Source organism: Thioalkalivibrio sp. ALJ3 (assembly GCF_000377205.1).
In the GTDB taxonomy this organism is placed as follows: Bacteria; Pseudomonadota; Gammaproteobacteria; order Ectothiorhodospirales; family Ectothiorhodospiraceae; genus Thioalkalivibrio.
The window spans coordinates 30,272-47,821 of sequence record NZ_KB897906.1; the positions used below are offsets into that span (position 1 = coordinate 30,272).

General features: G+C 62.5%; 13 protein-coding genes, 1 tRNA gene and 1 pseudogene. 4 read left to right on the forward strand and 11 right to left on the reverse strand.

Annotated features, from left to right (window positions below):
* Positions 1 to 217: 217 nt before the first annotated feature.
* The 6 genes from C935_RS0104325 to C935_RS0104350 all read right to left on the reverse strand — a co-directional run bounded on the left by C935_RS0104325 (position 218) and on the right by C935_RS0104350 (position 6,318).
* A complete protein-coding gene (locus tag C935_RS0104325; RefSeq protein WP_018861287.1) occupies positions 218 to 2,509 on the reverse strand; it encodes an EAL domain-containing protein in 2,292 nt (763 codons plus the stop codon).
* Between the two features lie 568 nt (positions 2,510 to 3,077).
* Positions 3,078 to 3,341, reverse strand: a complete 264-nt coding sequence (locus C935_RS0104330) for a Txe/YoeB family addiction module toxin (RefSeq protein ID WP_018861288.1) — start codon at positions 3,339 to 3,341, stop codon at positions 3,078 to 3,080.
* Positions 3,338 to 3,580, reverse strand: coding sequence for a type II toxin-antitoxin system Phd/YefM family antitoxin (locus tag C935_RS0104335; RefSeq protein ID WP_018861289.1), 243 nt, complete (start codon positions 3,578 to 3,580; stop codon positions 3,338 to 3,340). The genes C935_RS0104330 and C935_RS0104335 overlap by 4 nt, the downstream gene beginning before the upstream one ends.
* A 310-nt stretch (positions 3,581 to 3,890) precedes the next feature.
* Entirely contained in the window at positions 3,891 to 4,385 is a 495-nt protein-coding gene (locus tag C935_RS0104340; RefSeq protein WP_018861290.1) for a hypothetical protein, read from the reverse strand.
* A gap of 283 nt (positions 4,386 to 4,668) precedes the next feature.
* Positions 4,669 to 5,913 (reverse strand): radical SAM protein, encoded by a 1,245-nt coding sequence (locus C935_RS0104345; RefSeq protein WP_018861291.1) that lies wholly within the window; start codon positions 5,911 to 5,913, stop codon positions 4,669 to 4,671.
* A 153-nt stretch (positions 5,914 to 6,066) separates the two neighbouring features.
* Positions 6,067 to 6,318, reverse strand: a complete 252-nt coding sequence (locus tag C935_RS0104350) for a hypothetical protein (protein WP_018861292.1) — start codon at positions 6,316 to 6,318, stop codon at positions 6,067 to 6,069.
* Positions 6,319 to 7,195: 877 nt separating this feature from the next.
* On the opposite strand from C935_RS0104350, the gene C935_RS0104355 reads away from it, so the two are divergent.
* A complete protein-coding gene (locus tag C935_RS0104355; protein WP_018861293.1) occupies positions 7,196 to 7,477 on the forward strand; it encodes a type II toxin-antitoxin system RelE/ParE family toxin in 282 nt (93 codons plus the stop codon).
* 12 nt (positions 7,478 to 7,489) lie between these two features.
* Positions 7,490 to 7,804, forward strand: coding sequence for a HigA family addiction module antitoxin (locus tag C935_RS0104360; protein ID WP_026278634.1), 315 nt, complete (start codon positions 7,490 to 7,492; stop codon positions 7,802 to 7,804).
* A 595-nt stretch (positions 7,805 to 8,399) separates the two neighbouring features.
* Here C935_RS0104360 and C935_RS12705 read toward each other — a convergent pair.
* Positions 8,400 to 9,330 (reverse strand): annotated as a pseudogene (locus tag C935_RS12705) (PDC sensor domain-containing protein).
* A gap of 291 nt (positions 9,331 to 9,621) precedes the next feature.
* On the opposite strand from C935_RS12705, the gene C935_RS0104375 reads away from it, so the two are divergent.
* On the forward strand, positions 9,622 to 9,900 hold the full coding sequence (locus tag C935_RS0104375) for a hypothetical protein (RefSeq protein WP_231372833.1): 279 nt from the start codon (positions 9,622 to 9,624) through the stop codon (positions 9,898 to 9,900).
* Between the two features lie 53 nt (positions 9,901 to 9,953).
* Here C935_RS0104375 and C935_RS0104380 read toward each other — a convergent pair whose 3' ends face one another.
* From C935_RS0104380 to C935_RS0104395, 4 genes are all read right to left on the reverse strand, one after another.
* On the reverse strand, positions 9,954 to 10,988 hold the full coding sequence (locus C935_RS0104380) for a nuclease-related domain-containing protein (protein ID WP_018861298.1): 1,035 nt from the start codon (positions 10,986 to 10,988) through the stop codon (positions 9,954 to 9,956).
* A 183-nt stretch (positions 10,989 to 11,171) separates the two neighbouring features.
* Positions 11,172 to 12,473, reverse strand: a complete 1,302-nt coding sequence (locus C935_RS0104385) for a hypothetical protein (RefSeq protein WP_018861299.1) — start codon at positions 12,471 to 12,473, stop codon at positions 11,172 to 11,174.
* A gap of 230 nt (positions 12,474 to 12,703) precedes the next feature.
* The gene (locus tag C935_RS0104390) at positions 12,704 to 16,204 is read right to left on the reverse strand and encodes a DNA methyltransferase (RefSeq protein WP_018861300.1); all 3,501 of its coding nucleotides are present in this window, start codon (positions 16,202 to 16,204) and stop codon (positions 12,704 to 12,706) included.
* Positions 16,205 to 16,280: 76 nt separating this feature from the next.
* The gene (locus C935_RS0104395) at positions 16,281 to 17,183 is read right to left on the reverse strand and encodes a complex I NDUFA9 subunit family protein (RefSeq protein WP_018861301.1); all 903 of its coding nucleotides are present in this window, start codon (positions 17,181 to 17,183) and stop codon (positions 16,281 to 16,283) included.
* Between the two features lie 267 nt (positions 17,184 to 17,450).
* Between C935_RS0104395 and C935_RS0104400 the strand changes: the two genes are divergently transcribed.
* Positions 17,451 to 17,527 (forward strand) — tRNA-Val (locus C935_RS0104400).
* The last annotated feature ends 23 nt before the right edge of the window (positions 17,528 to 17,550 follow it).

Sequence of the window (17,550 nt, forward strand, 5' to 3'; positions counted from 1 at the left end):
CCCCGAGGCTGGGCCCACCCGCTGTAGGAGGCGAGCCCTCTCGCCGATCGGGCGTGTCCAGCGCCCCATCGCCCAGAGGGCTGGGCTCCTACAAGAGAAAGGCGTTGTGGCGGTATGTGAACAAGACGGGCGACTTCTTCCGATAACGCGTCGGCCTGCTAATTCCGAAGGAAGACCCCGGGCGCCCCTGCGACTGAAGGCACTACCGCACCGTGCGCTAGAACTCGATGTCGTAGCGCAGCTCTTCGTCCGGTTGGCGCAGGAAGTTGCCCTGCACCAGGTCGACCTGCGACTGCCACAGCAGGGCCAGCCCGTCCACGTCCTCCACATAGGCCGCCATGGTGCGAGCACCGCTGGCACGAGCGATGTTCAGCAGCGGTTCCAGTCGGACAAGTTTGTCCGCGGCATCGTGCAGCCCGTGGGTCAGTGGACGGGCGACTTTCACGTAGTCGGGCTGCAGGCTGCGCAGGAGCTGGGCCGGTTGCCTACTGGAAAGCCCGAAGTGCTCCACGGCCACCCCGACCTGGATGTCACGCAGTGCCCCGGTGATGCGCTCGGCCTGTTCCGGATCCGCCACGATATCCTCCTCCGCCAGTTGCAGCACCAGTGCCCGGGATGGCAGGGCTGCGCGTGCAAGTATGCGTCCGAGCCAGCCGGCCAGATCCTGGTCGCGCAGCGACCCGGGCGACAGTTTGACGAAGAACACCGAGTCCGGATGGGTGCGCAGACGCGCGCCCAGGATGTCCACGGCATTGGCCAGTACCCAGCGGTCCAGCGCCCGGTCGAGGTCCAGGTGTCCGGCCATGTTCACGAACGGGCCGGGTAGCTGGGTGTGGCCTTCCGGATCCCGAATGCGGAGCAGGACTTCGTAGCGTTCGGTCTTGTCGGAGCCGGCGATGTTGGCGATGGGTTGATACACCAGAAAGAGGCGCTGCTCGTGGATTGCGCGGGTGATGACCTGGCGCCAGTGCTGTTGCTGGGCGACGCCACACTCCGGCGTGACCAGCGCGGGATCCAGCTGGATGCGGTTGCCGCCTTCCCGGCGGGCCTGTGCGCAAAGCGCCAGAGACTGGTCCACGGCATCCGCCGCAGGAATGTCGGCCAGTGCTGTGATGCCGATGCTCAGGCCTGGGGATGGTGCGTGACTCGGAGCACCATGCGGCGCCGGGACCTTCGCATAAAGGGCATCGCCCCAGTCCGACAGGGCTTCCGCATCGGCCCGGTTCAGCAGCACCAGGATCGCGTTCTCGCTGAATCGGGTGATGCGCTCGCCCGCAGCAAGGCCCGCCGAGATTCGCCCCAGCAGACGCCGCTGAAGCAGCGAGAAACCGGTCACCCCCTGTTCCCGGAGCAGATTCGAGGCCTCGTCCCATTCAATACAGGCGAGTGCGACGATCCCGGGCTGCGTCGCCAGCCCCGTGCGCCAGTGGTCCAGCAGGGGCGTCAGATCACCGGAGCGCAGGGTGGTGGTGCCACGCCCAGCCCGGCGACGTCGTCGGCAGAGGCGCGCCTCGGCGCAGACGCGTTCGGGCGCCGCTTCCGGTGATATGTGGGAAAGCCCCGGACCCGGCGCGGCTACAGATCCTTCTGGTGACGTCAGCAGAACACATGGGATGTCGAACAGCGATGGATCCTGGGCCAGGAAGCGGGACAGGGCCGCAGCCCGGTCGGCCGCGATGTCCACGTCGATCACGATGGCCTCGGGCAGGCTCTCCACGGCGTGGCCGGGCACGTCGTCTTCCGGCGAAAGACGCTGGATGTCGAGCGCGGAGGATTCTTGCAGGGCGCGGGTAGGGGAGACCGACTGCCCCGTGGTGACGAGCATGATCCGCAGCGGGTCCCACGGGCTGGAGTCCACCAGGCCCTCCAGTGTCGTGGCCATTTCGGAGGGAATCGTGGGCATGGTCAGGATCGCGTCCCAGTCGCCCGACGTGGTCGGCTGTTCTCCACTTTGGGCTTCCTGTAGGACTAGGATGTTGGGCAGGCGGTGTTCGTCATCAGGGGTCGGCGGACCCGGTGGCGCTGACAGGACGACGCGTGCATGAGGCGTTGCTGTCGATTCCGCATGTACCGCCTCCTGCAGGTTGGCGAAGGGGTCCACCCGGAAGCCGCAGGCCACCAGTTGCAGTGCCAGTTCGTCGCGCGCCGCGCCGGCCGGCCCGAGCAACTGGACCCGCAGCCGGTCGGGAACCGGAGTACGCACATTCTCGGTTTCCGGAGCCGCCGGGAGCCCCTCCGAGGCATCGAGATCGCCTGGAAGCGTCCCCTGCAGCCGCAGAATCAGGGAGCCGATGGTCTCCTGTTCGTTTGAGGTGGGGGGCAGCGGGCTTTGCAGGTGCTGGGCCACGCGCTCGTCAATGCGCCGGGCCGTGTTCAGCGCCTCCTTCAGCGATGTCCCGGCCAGGCCTCCGGCGATCACCCGGGTCAGCGCGCGGATGTCCCCCAGGTCCACATGGCGGCAGCCGCGCTGCCGGATCATGTACCAGCGGTCGGCCAGGTCGGCGACCATCCGTGGCAGGCCCCTGACAAACTCCCGGCTGGTGGTGTGGTCTGGTGTGTCGGGAGAGGACTTCGCCTGCGGGGTGCTGCCAGAAGCATCGGCCATGAAGTTCAAAGTCCTTTTTGGAAAGTGCTTTGTGAACTATAGACAACCCTTCCAAGGATGGCTGAGTTTTTTGGTACTGCCTCGATACCTTAGCGATCTGTGCTGGGGTCCAGCCCCCAGCGAAACGGCGATACCGCCCCAAAGCGCTTGAGTTTGGAGCCTTACACGAACGGGGCTGTCGATCCTGAGGATCGATATCCTGAAGCTCCAATGCGGCCGGAATGGCGGCATGAAGCCGGAGGAGGGTGGGCTTCTCCATTCTCACGCCCCCGAGGCTGGGGGCCAACCCACTGTAGGAGGCGAGCCCTCTCGCCGATCGGGCCTGTCCAGCTCCCCATCGCCCAGAGGGCTGGGCTCCTACGAGAGGAGAGGGCTGTGGCGGCATGTGAACAAGATGGGTGTCCTCTTTCTCCTCTTTCTCGCGCTTTCTCGCGTAAACCGTGCAGGGGCTGTCCGGGATCGTGTAGCCGGGTTACTCGTAGTGGCTCCATAAACGAATCACCTTGACGACTCCCTCGTCTTCAAGCACCTGGTACACAAGCCGGTGTTGAATATTGATGCGCCGCGAGTATGCGCCGGAGAGATCACCCACCAGCTTCTCGAAAGGTGGGGGCTTTCGATACGGATCTTCCGCGATCAGCGTCAGCAGTTCCTGTGCCTTCGGCTTCAGGCCGCTGGTCGCCAGCTTCTTCGCATCCTTCTGAGCCTGCCGGGTGTAGACCAACTTCCATGTCACCAATCCAGCTCCTCGTGGCATTCATCCGTTGGAGTATCCATGCCCTCGCGGATCGATTCCCGCATACCCGGCACCGATAGCAGGTACAGGGTCTCCTGAATGGCCGACCAGTCCGATTCGGATAGCAGGACTGCGTTGTTCCGCTTGCCGGTGATCACAATCGGCTCGTGGGATTCCGCCGCTTCGTCGATCAGCCGGTAGAGGTTACTGCGCGCCTCTGTAGCCGTAATTCCCGTCATGGCGCACCTCGCAAGTGTGTGGGCTTCGACCAAGAGTACGCCTTCGCGTACGTCCCGTAAACCGTACGGGTATTCCGTCACCGCCAGACACCGCAGAAACTGCGGTAACAGTTCGGATCATTCCCGGAAACCGCGCAGCGGTTATACGGGATCTCGGGCGCCGGGGCAGGGCTGGCCGTCAGTGATCACGGCTCTCCGCCTCGGTTCCGTAGGGATGACGCCGTGGCGCTCGGAAGAAGATGGGTGTCCTCTTCCTTGCTCTTCCTTTGCGACCTGCGGGGTACGCCGGCCCATCGCGCCCTTGCCGGCGCTACTCGGTGTCGGTTGGCGGTGCCTGGCCCGGGCGCCACTTCGCCTGGGCCGCGTACAGCTCTGTCAGCGTCCGGGCGTGCCGGTCGTCGCAGCCGTGTTCGTCAATGTAGGCCGACACCTGGGACTGGATATCTTCCTGCGCGCGCTTGAGAACGTTCGCGATCTGCTCGTCCGTCCAGTCCGGTCGGTGGTCCTGCAGCGCCATGGTCGAGCGGAGGTAGACCGTCTGTTGATTGGCTAGAAAGGCCACCATCTGGTCCTGGTCGATCTCGGCACAGCGCGATGCGGCCGTGCTGGAGGCGATGAACTGACTCAGGATGTTCAGGATTCCCGGCGGCTCGTCCGCGCCCGCCGGAGCGGCGAGGCAAAGGACAAGGAGCAAGGTCCCGAACGCCGCGGTGAACGGCCGGCGCGACAAGCGGCGTCGGCCCGGGCCAGAGTCCGGGTCAAGTACGCGGCCCAAGCGGGCCGTGGCGGTGTATCCGTTCTGCATGTGTTCCTCCCTGAAAGAATTACGTGCCCGGAACTCTGGGCCCACCCAGAATCTAGCCCCCAGCGTCCTCGAACGGGCCATTTCCGGCCTCGCCATCGTTGCTCCCCTGGAACACCGAGGGTGCCGATAAGAGCCGTACTTTGGTGCTGAAATGCCTCATTGAAGGTCTTGTGATGGACTTTTAAGGCACGAAAGTCGTGCTCCTACAGAGAGTTAGCGTGGTCCGACCCCGTCATGACCGACCCGGTCCGGCCCCGCGACTCCTTGCGTTGGGTGGACTGTGTCAGCTTGGGAATTGCTTCTGGGAGCGTGCGATTTTCGCTTTCATCAACTCGGCCGGATAGCCGTTATGGACCAGCGTGTCGCGGATGTGGCCATAGTAACGGTGGTAGCCCTTGCAGTAGATCGAGGGATTGTCGAAGCCATTTTCCGCAGAGTACCGGTTCTCGATGTCGCCACCCCTGCAGATGCCGCGCCACTCGCAGGATAGACATTCGTCAGCTGCGCTAGCCTGGATGCGCTGGACGTCCTCGAAAATGGGGTCATCCAGGAACTCCCGCAGGCTGTGCTGGTGGATGGAGTAGCGGGGAGTACGCGAATACCAGTCCAGCGCCGGGAGAAAGGAATCGTTCACCGAAACGCTGCCGTCGCTGTGCATCACCACGACCTGGAAGCCTTCCCGTCGGCCCCCCGCGCTGGGGTCTCCCTCCACGTCGTTGTCCTCGCGGACCTGCAGGTGTTGAAGGATCTCGCTGATCTGGCGCACGAAGATGCTCTTGTCGTCCTCTTCCAGCCAGGCCTGGAACAGCTCCGCCAGGCGCTCACCGTAGCGTTCGCTGCTTTCGCCTGGCTCGCTGAAGCCGTCATCCCGGTTCCGGTCAGGCAAGAGGAAGCTCATCTGCCGCACGCCAAGGGAGCGCAGGTAGCGGTAGACCTCGGCGTAGTCGTTGCGGTGATCCATCACCGAGATGGTCGATACCCCGCGTCCGTTGCCCGCATCGGCCCATGCGAGAAACCGCCGGAGGTTGTTCTCCACCTGTCGGAAGGTGGAGCGGCCTTGATGATCGAGCCGGAAACGATCGTTGGCGGTGTGGTCGCCGTCGATGCTCAGGCCCACGTGAACCCCGTATTCGTGGAACAAAGCCAACCATTCTTCGGTGAGCACGGTCCCATTGGTCTGGATCGTGAGTCCCATCGGTACCTGCGGTTCAATCCGTTGACGGAACGTTTCGCAGATTTGTTCGAACTCTCGCGGCTTGACCAGCATCGGTTCGCCACCATGGAAGGCGATAAGCACACGGCGGAAGCCAAGTTCCTGGCAACCCTGGGTGATCCAGTCCGCCATGGCCTCCACAGTCTCGGGTGTGGCCTTCACCGGTCGGTCGAAGGGGGTCTTGTCCCCCATGTTGAAGTAGTAACAGTAGGAGCAGTTGATGTTGCAGCGCTCCACGAGTTTGAAAACCACCTGGAGCGTGGTTCCCGCGAAGCGTCTTTCCGTCGTCTCGGATTGCACCCAGGCTTCCTGCATGTGGGGCTTCCTCCTGTGGCAAACGCCATACACGCCGCAACGGCCGACCCACGGCAACGCCTGCATGTGTCACCTGCAGGCACGGCAGTGTCCGTGCGTGGATGGTTGGGAATGTGAACAGCCCCGCCAGCGGAGACTGGCGGGGCTGAGAGGCTAGCGGGGCAGTTCCGACGACTGGGTGTAGTCACCCCCGCCGGACTGCGAGTAATCCCCGCCACCGCTCTGGCTATAGCTGCCACCGCCGCTTTGCCGGTAGTTGCCACCCTGGCCATGGTTCTGCAGGAGGTCGCCAATCCCGGGGAGGATCTCCGGACGCAACAGTCCGTCGATAATGGATTGGCCTATGAAGTCCTGGTAACGCTTCTGGAAAGCTTCCTGCTTGCGCGGGTCAAAACTGTCGTCCATGCCGGTTTCCTTATCCTTGGATTAACCTGTCGAGATGTTGTCGCTGTGAGTCGCCCGTCCGGGACTTCCGAGTCTCGCGCGGGCCAGCAAGGTCGAGCGTAGACGTTGACCAGGGCCGAATCAATAGACGACTCCTGCCAACACGCCATGGCATCCTGAAACGAAGAACATGCGTTGCCATTTCGGGGGCGAAATGCCTTGCCTAAGGCTCAGAAGCCGTCCTTTCGCTGAAGGATCCCCGTTGACCCAGGGGCTTACCGTGGTTCGACCCCGCTATTCGACTATACGCTGAAGGCAAGGTCTGACTCCGGAGCCCTCGCGTAGGAGCGTGCTTGCAAGCGAAGCTCCTGCTCGCGTCCGGCTTTGGCTGGGGCTTCGCGTGCAAGCAAGCTCATACAGGGCTTTCGTTGTTCTTAATCGGCCGCCGTCCCGGAAACCGCCCAGCGGTTATCCGGCATCTCGGGGGTGGGGCAGGCGTTGGCGTCAGAGATCCCGGCTCTCCACTTTACTGCGGCCGGGATGATGGCGTGGCACCTGGAAGAAGATGGGTGCCCACCTTCTCGTCAGCTATTGGGGGTGCAGACCTTGCCTTTTGCTTCTCCCTTGATGCCGGGGGCAACAGGCAAGGTCTGACCCCTGCGGCCATTTGTAGCAACGGAGATTGTCCCACGTCGGTTGGTCGCCGAGGCTGCGGCCAACCCACTGCAGGAGGCGAGCCCTCTCGCCGATCGGGCGTGTCCAGCGCCCCATCGCCCAGAGGGCTGGGCTCCTACCGGAGAAAGGGCCTGTGGCGGCATGTGAACAAGGTGGGACTCCGCCTTCTCGCCGCGCTAGTTAGCATATTGACACGTGTCACGTGATACGAGACATTGGTTTTATGATCAAGACGTTCGCGGATCGGCGTACGCAAGAGTTGTACGCGACAGGGAAGTCGAAGCGGATCCCGCCGGATGTTGCCAGAAGGGCGGTCCGCAAGTTGGACTATCTCTCGGTAGCCGAGCAGCTTGATGACTTGCGGGTTCCACCCGGCAATCGGCTGCACGCGCTGGAAGGAGATCGCAAGGGTCAGTATGCAATCTCCGTCAATGACCAGTGGCGGCTCTGCTTCCGGTTCGAGGACGGCGACGCCTTCGATGTCGAAATCACGGATTATCACTAGGAGGCAATAGTGGTGAGCATCCCCAACACTACCGGTCTGAAGCGGCGGCCGACCCATCCGGGTGAAATGCTGCGCGAGGACTTTCTCCCGGATTTTGGCCTGAGCACCGCGGAGTTGGCCAAGGCGGCAGGCGTATCGCGCCAGTCCATCAACGAACTGCTGCGCGAACGTCGAGCTCTAAGTCCGGAGATGGCACTGCGGCTCGCACGGCTGTTCGGGACTACCCCGGAGTACTGGATGAATGCCCAACGTGCCGTGGACCTCTGGGACGCCGCCCAGGCCATTCAGGACGACATAAACCGCATCCACCCACTAGACGCCGCCTGACCCAGCGCCCCAAGGGGCATGTCCGTAGCCTGTAGCAACGGAAATCGCCCCACGCCCGTTCCCTGCTGAGACTGGGTCCTACCACTGTAGGAGGCGAGCCCTCTCGCCGATCGGGCATGTCCAGCGCCCCATCGCCCAGAGGGCTGGGCTCCTACGAGAGGAGAGGGCTGTGGCGGCATGTGAACAAGATGGGTGTCCTCTTTCTCCTCCAGGGCTCCTACGAGAGGAGAGGGCTGTGGCGGCATGTGAACAAGATGGGTGTCCTCTTTCTCCTTGTCCTCGAGGCGTTGTGGGCTCAATCCGAAGGTAGATTCCCCGGACGCCTAGGGAAACACTGATCAATGGACACACTCGCGTTGGTATGCCAGGTTTTCCGAGGCAAGGCGCGTCGTGCAGCGGGTAGTGGTTCTACCCGCAAGCGGCGCAACGCAGGATCGGGGAACCTGGGATACCAACCCCACAACTTAATGAACGAAGGGGCTCGGCCGCTTTTTCGCGGGAAGGGCGTTGCGGCTTCCTTGTGCAGAATGCTGCAAGGCGGTCACCGCGTCTTGTTCCCACGCAAAAGCGACTCGAGCGCGAGGGTGTCCATTGATCAGTGTTTCCCTGGGGATTGCGGGCGTTCGTGCTCTTCCCCGGAGCCCAGCCAGAAGTCCAGGCGTTTGGCGAGAAACTCCTGCCCGCTCATGTAGTGGGACCCGTCACAGGAAAAGTTGAGGCCAACCATGCCGTTGAAGATATTGAGGGAGCCGGAGCGCAGGTAGATCGTGTCGTCCATGAAGCGCAGCTCCCGGAAGGTACGGAACACCGCTGCTACCTGCTCCGTGGAGAGTACGGCCTCCTCGGGGTAGGACCGCTGGGGATAGGCGAGACAGATCCCGGGATCCGTGAGGTCCTCGTAGTCCAGCAAGCGGTAGCGGAATGGGTCGTCGCGCAGCCACAAGGTGGCCCGGGAACTGGAGAAATGCAGCTTGCCGTGGAATACGCCGTGGGCGACCACCAGCTCGGTCAGGAGATCCAGTACCTCATCGATCCGGGTGTCGAGCGGGCTATCCACCCGATGCTGGTTGAACAAACCCCTGCGGATTGCTGGATCCCCCTTCAGCTGCATCCATTGGTCCGGTTGCTGATAGAGGTCGCGGGTCAGAGGCAGCTCCCGCAGGTCGAAGTCCGCTCCCAGGAATCCCAGCAAGGTGCCGTCGCTTTGGGTCAGACGTTGCACGGCCGTCAGGGTCGGGCGGCGCCGATTGCGGCTGATGTAGGCCGACGACATGGAGAACTCGGCACCGGCCAGGGCATCGGCCAGGTAGGGCCGGGTGCTGCGATCCCGTCCGGCCTGGTCCGGCAAGGGGCCTTCCGGGGACACGTTGGCGGTCACCTGGTGGCAGCGCGCTCAGAGCCACCGAGAGCCGCTGCTCCAGGGCCTCGCGCTCACCCCATCTCTCGGCGCAGGCGCCCACCAGCCGCGCCAGGGCGGTCGATAGCTGCCCCTGGAGCAGCAGTCGCTGCCGGGCCACCGCCGTCATTGTCGCTTCACTCATGGCCTTCGCTCGGAGGATTCTGTTGGGAACGCGCCCGCCAGGGGCGGTCGACTCGCGAGGGTGCCGCAGGACCGGCGGTGGCGCAACAATCGACTTCATGCGTCCTTCCCCAGCCTTCAAGCTCAGTCTGAAATTAGTCCCATTGGTGCGAGAGTTCGGCTAGACTTCGCGCTCTTACTGTCACCATAAGGAAATGGGATTGTGCTCGTTCCAATTGACGTTCTTGGCTACGCGTTGGTTGCCTCGATCGGGATCGCAGGACCAGCAGGTGCACGCTTGAATAACACCGGCGAGGTTCGGGTGGCCGCAAGATCAATGCCGGTGCTCATTACGGTCTTGACCATTCTATACGGGGCCTCAGGTTTGGCCGCAGTGTTCTACTTTTCATGGGCGCACCTGAACTGGATTCAGATCGTTTCGTTCTTTTTAGTGTGGTTCTTGATTGGCGATCGTCTGGCCAGAGCTAGTAGCCGGGCTGTGGTGTGGACCGCTTTTGTCGTGTCTGTTCTGGTGGCTGTGCTTGTTCAAATTCTGATCGTCGTTGGGCCAGGCTAGGCCTGCGCTCGCACCCGCTTTTCAGGAGCCGTGAATTAGTCGAAGTCAGGATGCTATTGCTCGGCGGAATTGCCAGGCTGCTCGAATACCACCCATCCGTGGGCGCAGTCCTGGCAGGTGCTGGTGTAGGTCGGGCCGGATTTGGTCACTCGGACCTTGCGGGATTGGCAGGCCGGGCAGGGCAGCTTCATTGAGGTGTTCGTGCCGCAGGAGTCGCAGCGCACGTAGTAGCCGTATTTGCCGTACATGCCGGTCAGCTGGTCTTGCTCGCCGCATTTCTTGCAGGCGAGAGTGGAGGCCTGACTCGGGCTCGTAGCAGGCGAGGGCGCGGTTTGGCTGGGCTGCGGTTTCGGCATTGACGGTCGCTGCGCGTTTGGTGCTGGCTCGGGGTTGGCGGAAACGGGCGGTTCCTGGACCCGCGGGGCCGGCTCGGCCACGGCCGAAGCATTCACGCTTGGCCCGAGGTGGTTCTGGAGCAGGAAGTCGCCGATGCCTTCGATTTCCTTCTGACTGAATCGTGGCCGGGCCGTGACCAGCCCCTTGGCCCGTGAGCCGACCAGTTCGCGTACCTTTTCCGCGACGAACTCGCTCTTCACCACGCGGTTCGCGATCGCACGGGGCATCTCATCGCGATGCAGGATCGCGCTGCTGGATACGGCGCAGAGCGTCTCCCATTCACGGTTGCCAATCTGGGTCTGGATGCCCAGCAGTCGACCGAGGAACTTCTCCACGTTCTGGCGAAGAAGATCCTTGACCAGGGCCTCCTGCAGCTCTGCCTGCCGCACAGGGGAGGGCATGCCGTACCAGTCGCCGCGGTAGCTACGCGACCACTCCCCATGGCCGTTCACCTTCACCTCGCCGTAGATGCTTTTTGACTCGATGAGGACGAGCCCATAGGGATGCACCACCAGGTGGTCGATCTGCGCGCGCTCCCCGTTATGCTCGATGCGCAGGTCGTTGATGATCCGCACGGTCTCATCGTCGCCAAATTCGCGCCGCAGGTAGAACGCTACGTCCTGTTCCTGCTGGTGCCCGGCCTTCGAGCGTTCATCTTGGCCGCTTAGGCCGTCCTTCTCCTTAAGAATCATCGAATCTCCTGAGTTGAGCCGTACAGCCTCTCCGTCGTCGCCTTACACGATTTTCGCCAAATTCCCCCAGCGGCGGATTGCAGCGTCGAAATGGGCACTTTAAGTGCGTTGAAGAAGCCTTCACGGGACGTTAATCGCCTGCAATACATCTGATTACCGTGGTCCTACCCCATCATGGAAGCGTTAAATCTCGTCGACCGGATTGGGGATGTCCTCAAGAATTTCCTCACGATCACAATGCCGGAGAAAGAAGTAAAGCGATGAATCAATAATCTTCAACACTTTTCCTCCGCGATCGTAATCGACAAATGGCGGTTGGATCTTCTTCGTGACTTGGTGCTGAGTGATGTTGTGAAGAAACTGCCCAAGATCACTCGAGCGAACATCTTCTGGGCGATGATGAATATTGCGAATTTCCTCTAGCAACTTTCCTCTCGAGAGGCCGCGCTCGATATCGGAGAACTCATGGGTAAGAAGCAGGCGGATAAAGTAGTACGGGTAGGCGAGCGATGGCTTCCCACTCTGAGAGCTCTTACGAACTCTGACATCTACAAACGACTCGAAGTTACGAACGTGCCTCACACCGTATTCGTTCGCTTTCGCTTCCATTGCAGATTCCAAATGTTCCGGGGTTATTGATACCTTCGTTTGCGAAGTTGCATCTACACCTGCCTCTAAGCAGCAAAACTTACATAATTCCTGCACGACCCCGACACTGTCGAAGGATTCGGCGACAATTCTGTCACGCACTTGAGAGAAGTCCACGTTAAGTAATTCCTCGCCCTTCCCAATGACGGCAAGGAAATCTTCGGCGCTCCATGGCTCAACTGGGACCTCGGTAACGCGGTCCAGAAGGTCACCATTGAATTGGACTAAGCGATTTGCCTCCCGCCAAATACCTAGAACAACAAAAATCAAATGGTGATCTTGAAAGATTCGCAGATCATAAGCTAGCGACTCTTGCACTTCATGAGGGAGATAGTGAAAGTTTTCTAGAACAACGAACCTGTCGAATGTTTTTGCATGCAATAGCTCTGAGACGTCCTGTGCTAGAGCTAGGTTGTATTCAATGTGTGTTTCCGTTCTTCCGCTTGAATCACCCCTCCGCTCATCTGCTTCGGTATTGACGCCAGCGTCGCCAAAGAACGGCACTTTCGCCATGAATCCGCCGCCCACCTTGGCGCCGGATTCGTAGGTTGCTTCTAGGCTTTCCGACTCGATGAAGGTGACGCCCAGTTGCCTCAGAATAGATTTGTAAATATCTACAGTAGTCGTTTGCGGTGAACATTCGACCTTTACATATTGGGCGGGCTCCAGGTGTCGAAGGATCAGCGAAGTCTTGCCTTGTTTGGACGAGCCATAGACAATAACTTCGTTTCCGCTGCCAAGCGCATCTTGGAAGCGTTTATCAACGGCTTCCCGCTCGATATATGACTTGATGAGAGTGCTCTTTACGCCGAACACGTCAGTTGTCTTATACGTCAATTTGCTCTCCCTAGAGATCTAGCTGTGAATGGGTAGCGGGCACGGATATCGGATGGACCTTCGCGCTTGTTCAATTAGATAATGGACCGGCTGTCCAATGTATGAAAAGGACATGGAATTAGGTGGGTGCTTGGGCCGAGAGGGTTTTAGTCCGGTGTTATCTCGCGCGGTTATAGATGCGGTTTGGTGCCATGGCCGTTCGCTGAACTCGTGATACTGCGGGTCGATTGTCATGTCAGGCGCCAATGGTCGTTGTCTGTGGTGGCCTGGCCGAGGATTTGGAGGGCGGCGAGGACCTGGGTGATCGATTTTGTCGGTTTGCGCTTGAAGTGGCTGGCCAGGGCTTCCGGGGTTTGGGGGCCGATGGCGAGGAGGCGGCGGACGGCTTCGACCTGGTCGGGCATGGATTTGGGCCAGGTTGGCTTTTTGGCCGGTTCGGTCGGGGTCTCGGCGGCGGCCTCGGGTTTGGCTTCCAGGGTGGCGGTGGTCTGGGTGGCTTCGGGGGCCTGGTATTCGGGGCGCAGCCAGCGGATGTGGCCCTGGGCTTCTTCGGCGGCGCGTTCGGCGTTGAGCGCGACGAGGCGGCTGAGGAGTTCTTCCTCGGCTTCGGCCTGGTCGGCGGGCTTGTCCGGCAGCGGGGTGGTGGCGCCGGGTCGGGCGACGAGGCGGTCGGCGAGGTCGTGCCAGCCGTAGGCGTCGAAGGCGGCGCGGTCGAGGTCGTCGTGCAGTTCGCGCAGCAGGGAGACGAGGCCCTGTTCGTGGATGGTGCGTTCCTTGGCGGTCAGCGGTTCTTCGGCGCGCAGTTTTTCCAGCACGTTGTACATGCCGGTGAGGGTGAGGTCCGGGTGTTCGGCCTGACGCTCCTTGCGGTGGGCGTCGATGCGTTCGGCGAGGTCGCCGATGGTGGCGGCCTGCTGGTCGTCGAGTTCCGGGAAGGGGAAGGTCTCGAAGCAGCGGGTCTTGTTGTAGCGGGCATCGTTGCCCATGCCCAGACGCCCACCTGCGGCGAGCGCCCATGCTGCATGGATGCGGCTGGACAGGACACCCAAAATGGCAGGCTTGTCGATGGCGATGTTCACCAGCATGTTGTCGGGCAGGATGTCCGCGTCGAGGAACTGGAAGGCGCGGTGCTTGGTGGTCTCTACGGTGGCGATGTAGCACGGGAGGCCTGCGGCCATGTTTCGCCAGTCCTTTCGGGGTTCACCGAAGAGCCACCATTTCTCACGGTATCCAGTCCGATTGTTCTGATCTCGCTCAGGTTTGACGCGTTCCAGAACCCATTGATAGATCGCAGGGAAACGACCTTTTACGTCTTCGATCGTGAGGCCAAACAGGTCTATGACCATAACGTTGCGTGGTGTCTGGGTTAGATCGCGCCCGTTTCGATACTGGCGAATGACCTGCGAGGTCGGGGCGTCCGCGTCCCAACCGAGTTCGACAGCCTGCTCGATCGTGACGATAAAACCAGAGCCGATGAGCTGGACACCACGTGACGCGAGATTCGCGTTGGCCGCCAGAGGCGCACTTCCTGCCACGTTCGCCCCGACCGTGATATCCGCAAACAGCTTGCCCGCTCGTTGGTTCAGTTCGACTGAACGGGCATCGTCGTCCGTATCGCGTTCGTTGACGACGTGTCGCAGTGTTCCGGGCTGTTCCCCGGCTACGCCGACGGTCATGGCGATGCGCACGGCGGCGCCGTCGGCGCTGTCCACCCAGGGGTGGTCGGGGATGGCGAACGCCAGCGACAGGGGCTTCTTGCTGTCGTTCAGGTGCGGTTCGAGTACGCGCCGGTTGAAGGTCTGGCGCAGGCTGTTGGTGGTGATGAAGCCGAAGCGTCGGGCCTCACCCTTGCGGACCTTCTCGGCGGCGATGTGCCACCAGTACATGACGAAGTCGGCGGAGTCCGGGACGATGCCTTTGAAGACCTTGCGCACGGCATCCACGTAGCCGTCGCCCAGTGCGCGGCGCATGGTGGCGGCGCCGATAAACGGCGGGTTGCCGACGATGTAGTCGGCTTCGGGCCATTCGGCGCGGCGCGGGTTGCTGTAGTGGTAGACGGGGGTGCGGGCGGTCTCGTCGGGGATGAGTTCGCCGGTGACGGGGCTTTTCTTGTAGCTGATGCCGTCCCAGATGGTCACGGGCTGGCCGTGGTCGTCGGTCATGGGTTCGCGGGCATCAAAGTCGATCAGCGCGTCGCGGCATTCGATGTTGTGGAAGTCGCGCAGGATGGGTTCGGGCAGGCTGAGGCGGCCGTGCAGGCGGTAGTGCCATTGCAGGTAGCCGATCCACAGGACGATCTCGGCGATGGCGGCGGCGCGTGGGTTGATCTCCAGCCCGAGAAACTGGTGCGGGTCGACGGTGAGGCCTTCGGTGTCGAAGGTGCTCTGCCCGGCGCTCAGGTCGCGGATGAGGTTGAGCACTTCGCCTTCGAGGCGCTTGAGGTGTTCCAGCGCCACGTAGAGGAAGTTGCCGGAGCCGCAGGCGGGGTCGAGCACGCGCACTTCGCGCAGGCGCTGGTGGAAACGGTGCAGTTCGTCCAGGGCCTTGTCGGGCTTGTTCTGCTGCAGCCAGGCCTCGGCAGCGACCTGCACGGTGTTCCATTCGGCGCGCAGGGGCTCGATGAGCGTGGGCATGACCAGGCGTTCCACGTAGGCGCGCGGGGTGTAGTGGGCGCCGAGCTTGTGGCGTTCGCGCGGGTCCAGCGCGCGTTCCAGCAGGGTGCCGAAGATGGCGGGTTCGACGAAGCGCCAGTCGGCCTTGCCGGCCTGGATGAGCAGGCCGATCTGGTCGGCGTTGAGCGGGATGGGGTCGATGTTCTGGAACAGGCCGCCGTTGAAGCGCTGCAGCTTGTGCATCAGCTGGCCTTCATAGCCGCCGGTGTTCATCGTCTCCCACAGCGAGCGCATGGCGTCGGGGAAGTGTTCGGGGTTCTGCTGCAGGCGTTCCAGCAGGGCGGTGAAGCTGCCCTTGGGCAGGAGTTCGACGTCCTCGCTGAACATGGTGAACAGGCAGCGCTTGAGGAAGTGGGCGACGCGCTCGACATCAAAGCCGTGCTGTTCCAGGGATTTGGCCAGTTCGGCCAGGCGCGCGCTGACCTCGCGGGTGACGCGGGCGGCGTGCTTGCTGGCGTCGAGCTGGTCGGGCGCCAGCCACAGGTGGTGCAGGCGCTGCTGAATCTCGGGGTCGCGCAGGTCTTCCAGGCGGATGCGGTGGCGGCTCGGGTCCGGGTAGGGGACGTAGGTGCCGCCGGAGCGGGAGAACTCGGCGTAGAGCTCGAGGCTGCGGCCGACATCGGTGACCACGATGAACGGCGGGCGGCCTTCGTCTTCCGGCAGGGCGCGCACGTACTGGTCGGCCTGGTTCTGCGCGGCGAGCATGGCCTTGTCCCAGCCCTGGGTGTGCAGGCCCTTGCCGGTCTGCTTGGCCTCCAGCACGAAGCAGCCGCGGCGGTAGAGGTCGATGTAGCCGCGGTTCTCGCTGCCGTCCGGGTTGCGGATCGTCACGCGGCGTTCGAAGACGTAGGCGTTGTCTGCGGTGTCGTCGCTGGCCGGGTCGGGCTGGGGCAGGTCCAGCAGTTTGCACAGCTCGGTGAGGAAGAGCTGGTAGTTGGCGCGCTCGCTGCCGCCGGCCTCCTGCCAGCGGTCGAGGAAGGCCTCGACCTGCTCCGGCGGGGCAATGGGGGCGGGGCCGGATTCTTCGGCGTGGGCCGGGCGGGCCGCGAGTCCATCCATGTGACGTAAGTCCGTTTTCGTTCTGTGGAAACCTTACCGATTCCGGCCGCGGTTGTCCTGTCTGGGTTGGTTGGGATTACCTGGCTGGGAGGCAGTTGGGGAGGGATTGTTCGAACGAGTGGGGTGTGAGGCCCAGGTCGGCGAAGGTGCCGAAGGTGGGGTTGGCGATGTTGTCCTGTTGCATCAGATAGAGCTGATCGCGGGTTAGGGGTGGGTTGGGGAGTAGCGATCCCACGGCGGCCAGGGCGTGCCAGACGGTGAATGGTATGGGCAGCATGGGGCGTTTGCGGCCCAGGTGCGTGAGGACCAGGCGCACGATCTGGCGATAGGTGAGGATGTCCGGGCCGCCGAGTTCGAAGGTTTGGTGCGTGGGCGGATCGTCTGCACACAGGCTTGCGAGGGCACGGGCGATGTCGGTGACGTGTACCGGTTGCAGGCGGGTGGTGCCGCGGCCGAACAGGGGGATCACCGGCAGCGGAGCGAGGCCGGCGAGGTTGCGCACAAAGGCGTCGCCCGGGCCGAAGAGGACGCTGGGGCGCACGATGATGGCGTTGGGGTATTCGCGGAGGACGGCGGCTTCGCCTTCGGCTCGGGCGCGGATGTACGGCGATGGCGAGTGGCTGTCGGCGCCGATGCCGGAGATCTGGATGACTCGCTCCAGGCCCGCTTTGTGGGCAGCGCGGGCGAGGCGCGCGGCGCCTTCGACGTGGATGGTGGTGAAGCGCAGGTCGCGTTGCTCCACGTACAGGCTGACGGCGTTGATGACGCCCCTGGCGCCTTCTAGGGCGCGGGCGACATCGGCTTCGTCCCGGATGTCGGCGCGGTAGTGTTCCAGGCGGGCGTGGTCTTGCAAGGAGGCGGGTAGCGCCGTGTGGCGCGAGGCAATGCGCACGGGGTGTCCGGCGTTGAGCAGTTCGTGCACGGTTGTGCGGCCGAGAAAGCCGGTGCCGCCGAATACCGTGATTAGGTTCGGGCGCATGATGAGCCCCCTCTGGGCGAATCCGATCGTTACGGGATGTGGATGGTTGTCGATCCGTCTGGCAAATGGCCTATAGGTAAGACTGGGGTGAAGGGAGAATGATCCCCGTGGGGGATGGTATCTCCGGGCGAAGCAATGACCGTCAAGGTGCCGGGCGGTTGCATCGTTCGCTATGGCTGGAGATGGGATGGTGGCGGGAAGACAATGCGTTACGATGGGCTTTGACAGGGGGCAGGGAGCGCGTAGAATACGCGGCTCGAAGACGACAGGCGCGTAGCTCAGTTGGTTAGAGCACCACCTTGACATGGTGGGGGTCGTTGGTTCGAGTCCAATCGCGCCTACCAGTATCTGAAAGAAAGCGAGCCCG

What these genes read in the sequence shown, in the direction of transcription:
- C935_RS0104325 (WP_018861287.1), bottom strand. Translation starts at nt 2,509, where the DNA reads ATGGTCGCCGACCTGGCCGACCGCTGGTACATGATCCGGCAGCGCGGC.
- C935_RS0104335 (WP_018861289.1), bottom strand. Translation starts at nt 3,580, where the DNA reads ATGACGGGAATTACGGCTACAGAGGCGCGCAGTAACCTCTACCGGCTG.
- C935_RS0104340 (WP_018861290.1), bottom strand. Translation starts at nt 4,385, where the DNA reads ATGCAGAACGGATACACCGCCACGGCCCGCTTGGGCCGCGTACTTGAC.
- C935_RS0104345 (WP_018861291.1), bottom strand. Translation starts at nt 5,913, where the DNA reads ATGCAGGAAGCCTGGGTGCAATCCGAGACGACGGAAAGACGCTTCGCG.
- C935_RS0104350 (WP_018861292.1), bottom strand. Translation starts at nt 6,318, where the DNA reads ATGGACGACAGTTTTGACCCGCGCAAGCAGGAAGCTTTCCAGAAGCGT.
- C935_RS0104355 (WP_018861293.1), top strand. Translation starts at nt 7,196, where the DNA reads ATGATCAAGACGTTCGCGGATCGGCGTACGCAAGAGTTGTACGCGACA.
- C935_RS0104380 (WP_018861298.1), bottom strand. Translation starts at nt 10,988, where the DNA reads ATGATTCTTAAGGAGAAGGACGGCCTAAGCGGCCAAGATGAACGCTCG.
- C935_RS0104390 (WP_018861300.1), bottom strand. Translation starts at nt 16,204, where the DNA reads ATGGATGGACTCGCGGCCCGCCCGGCCCACGCCGAAGAATCCGGCCCC.
- C935_RS0104395 (WP_018861301.1), bottom strand. Translation starts at nt 17,183, where the DNA reads ATGCGCCCGAACCTAATCACGGTATTCGGCGGCACCGGCTTTCTCGGC.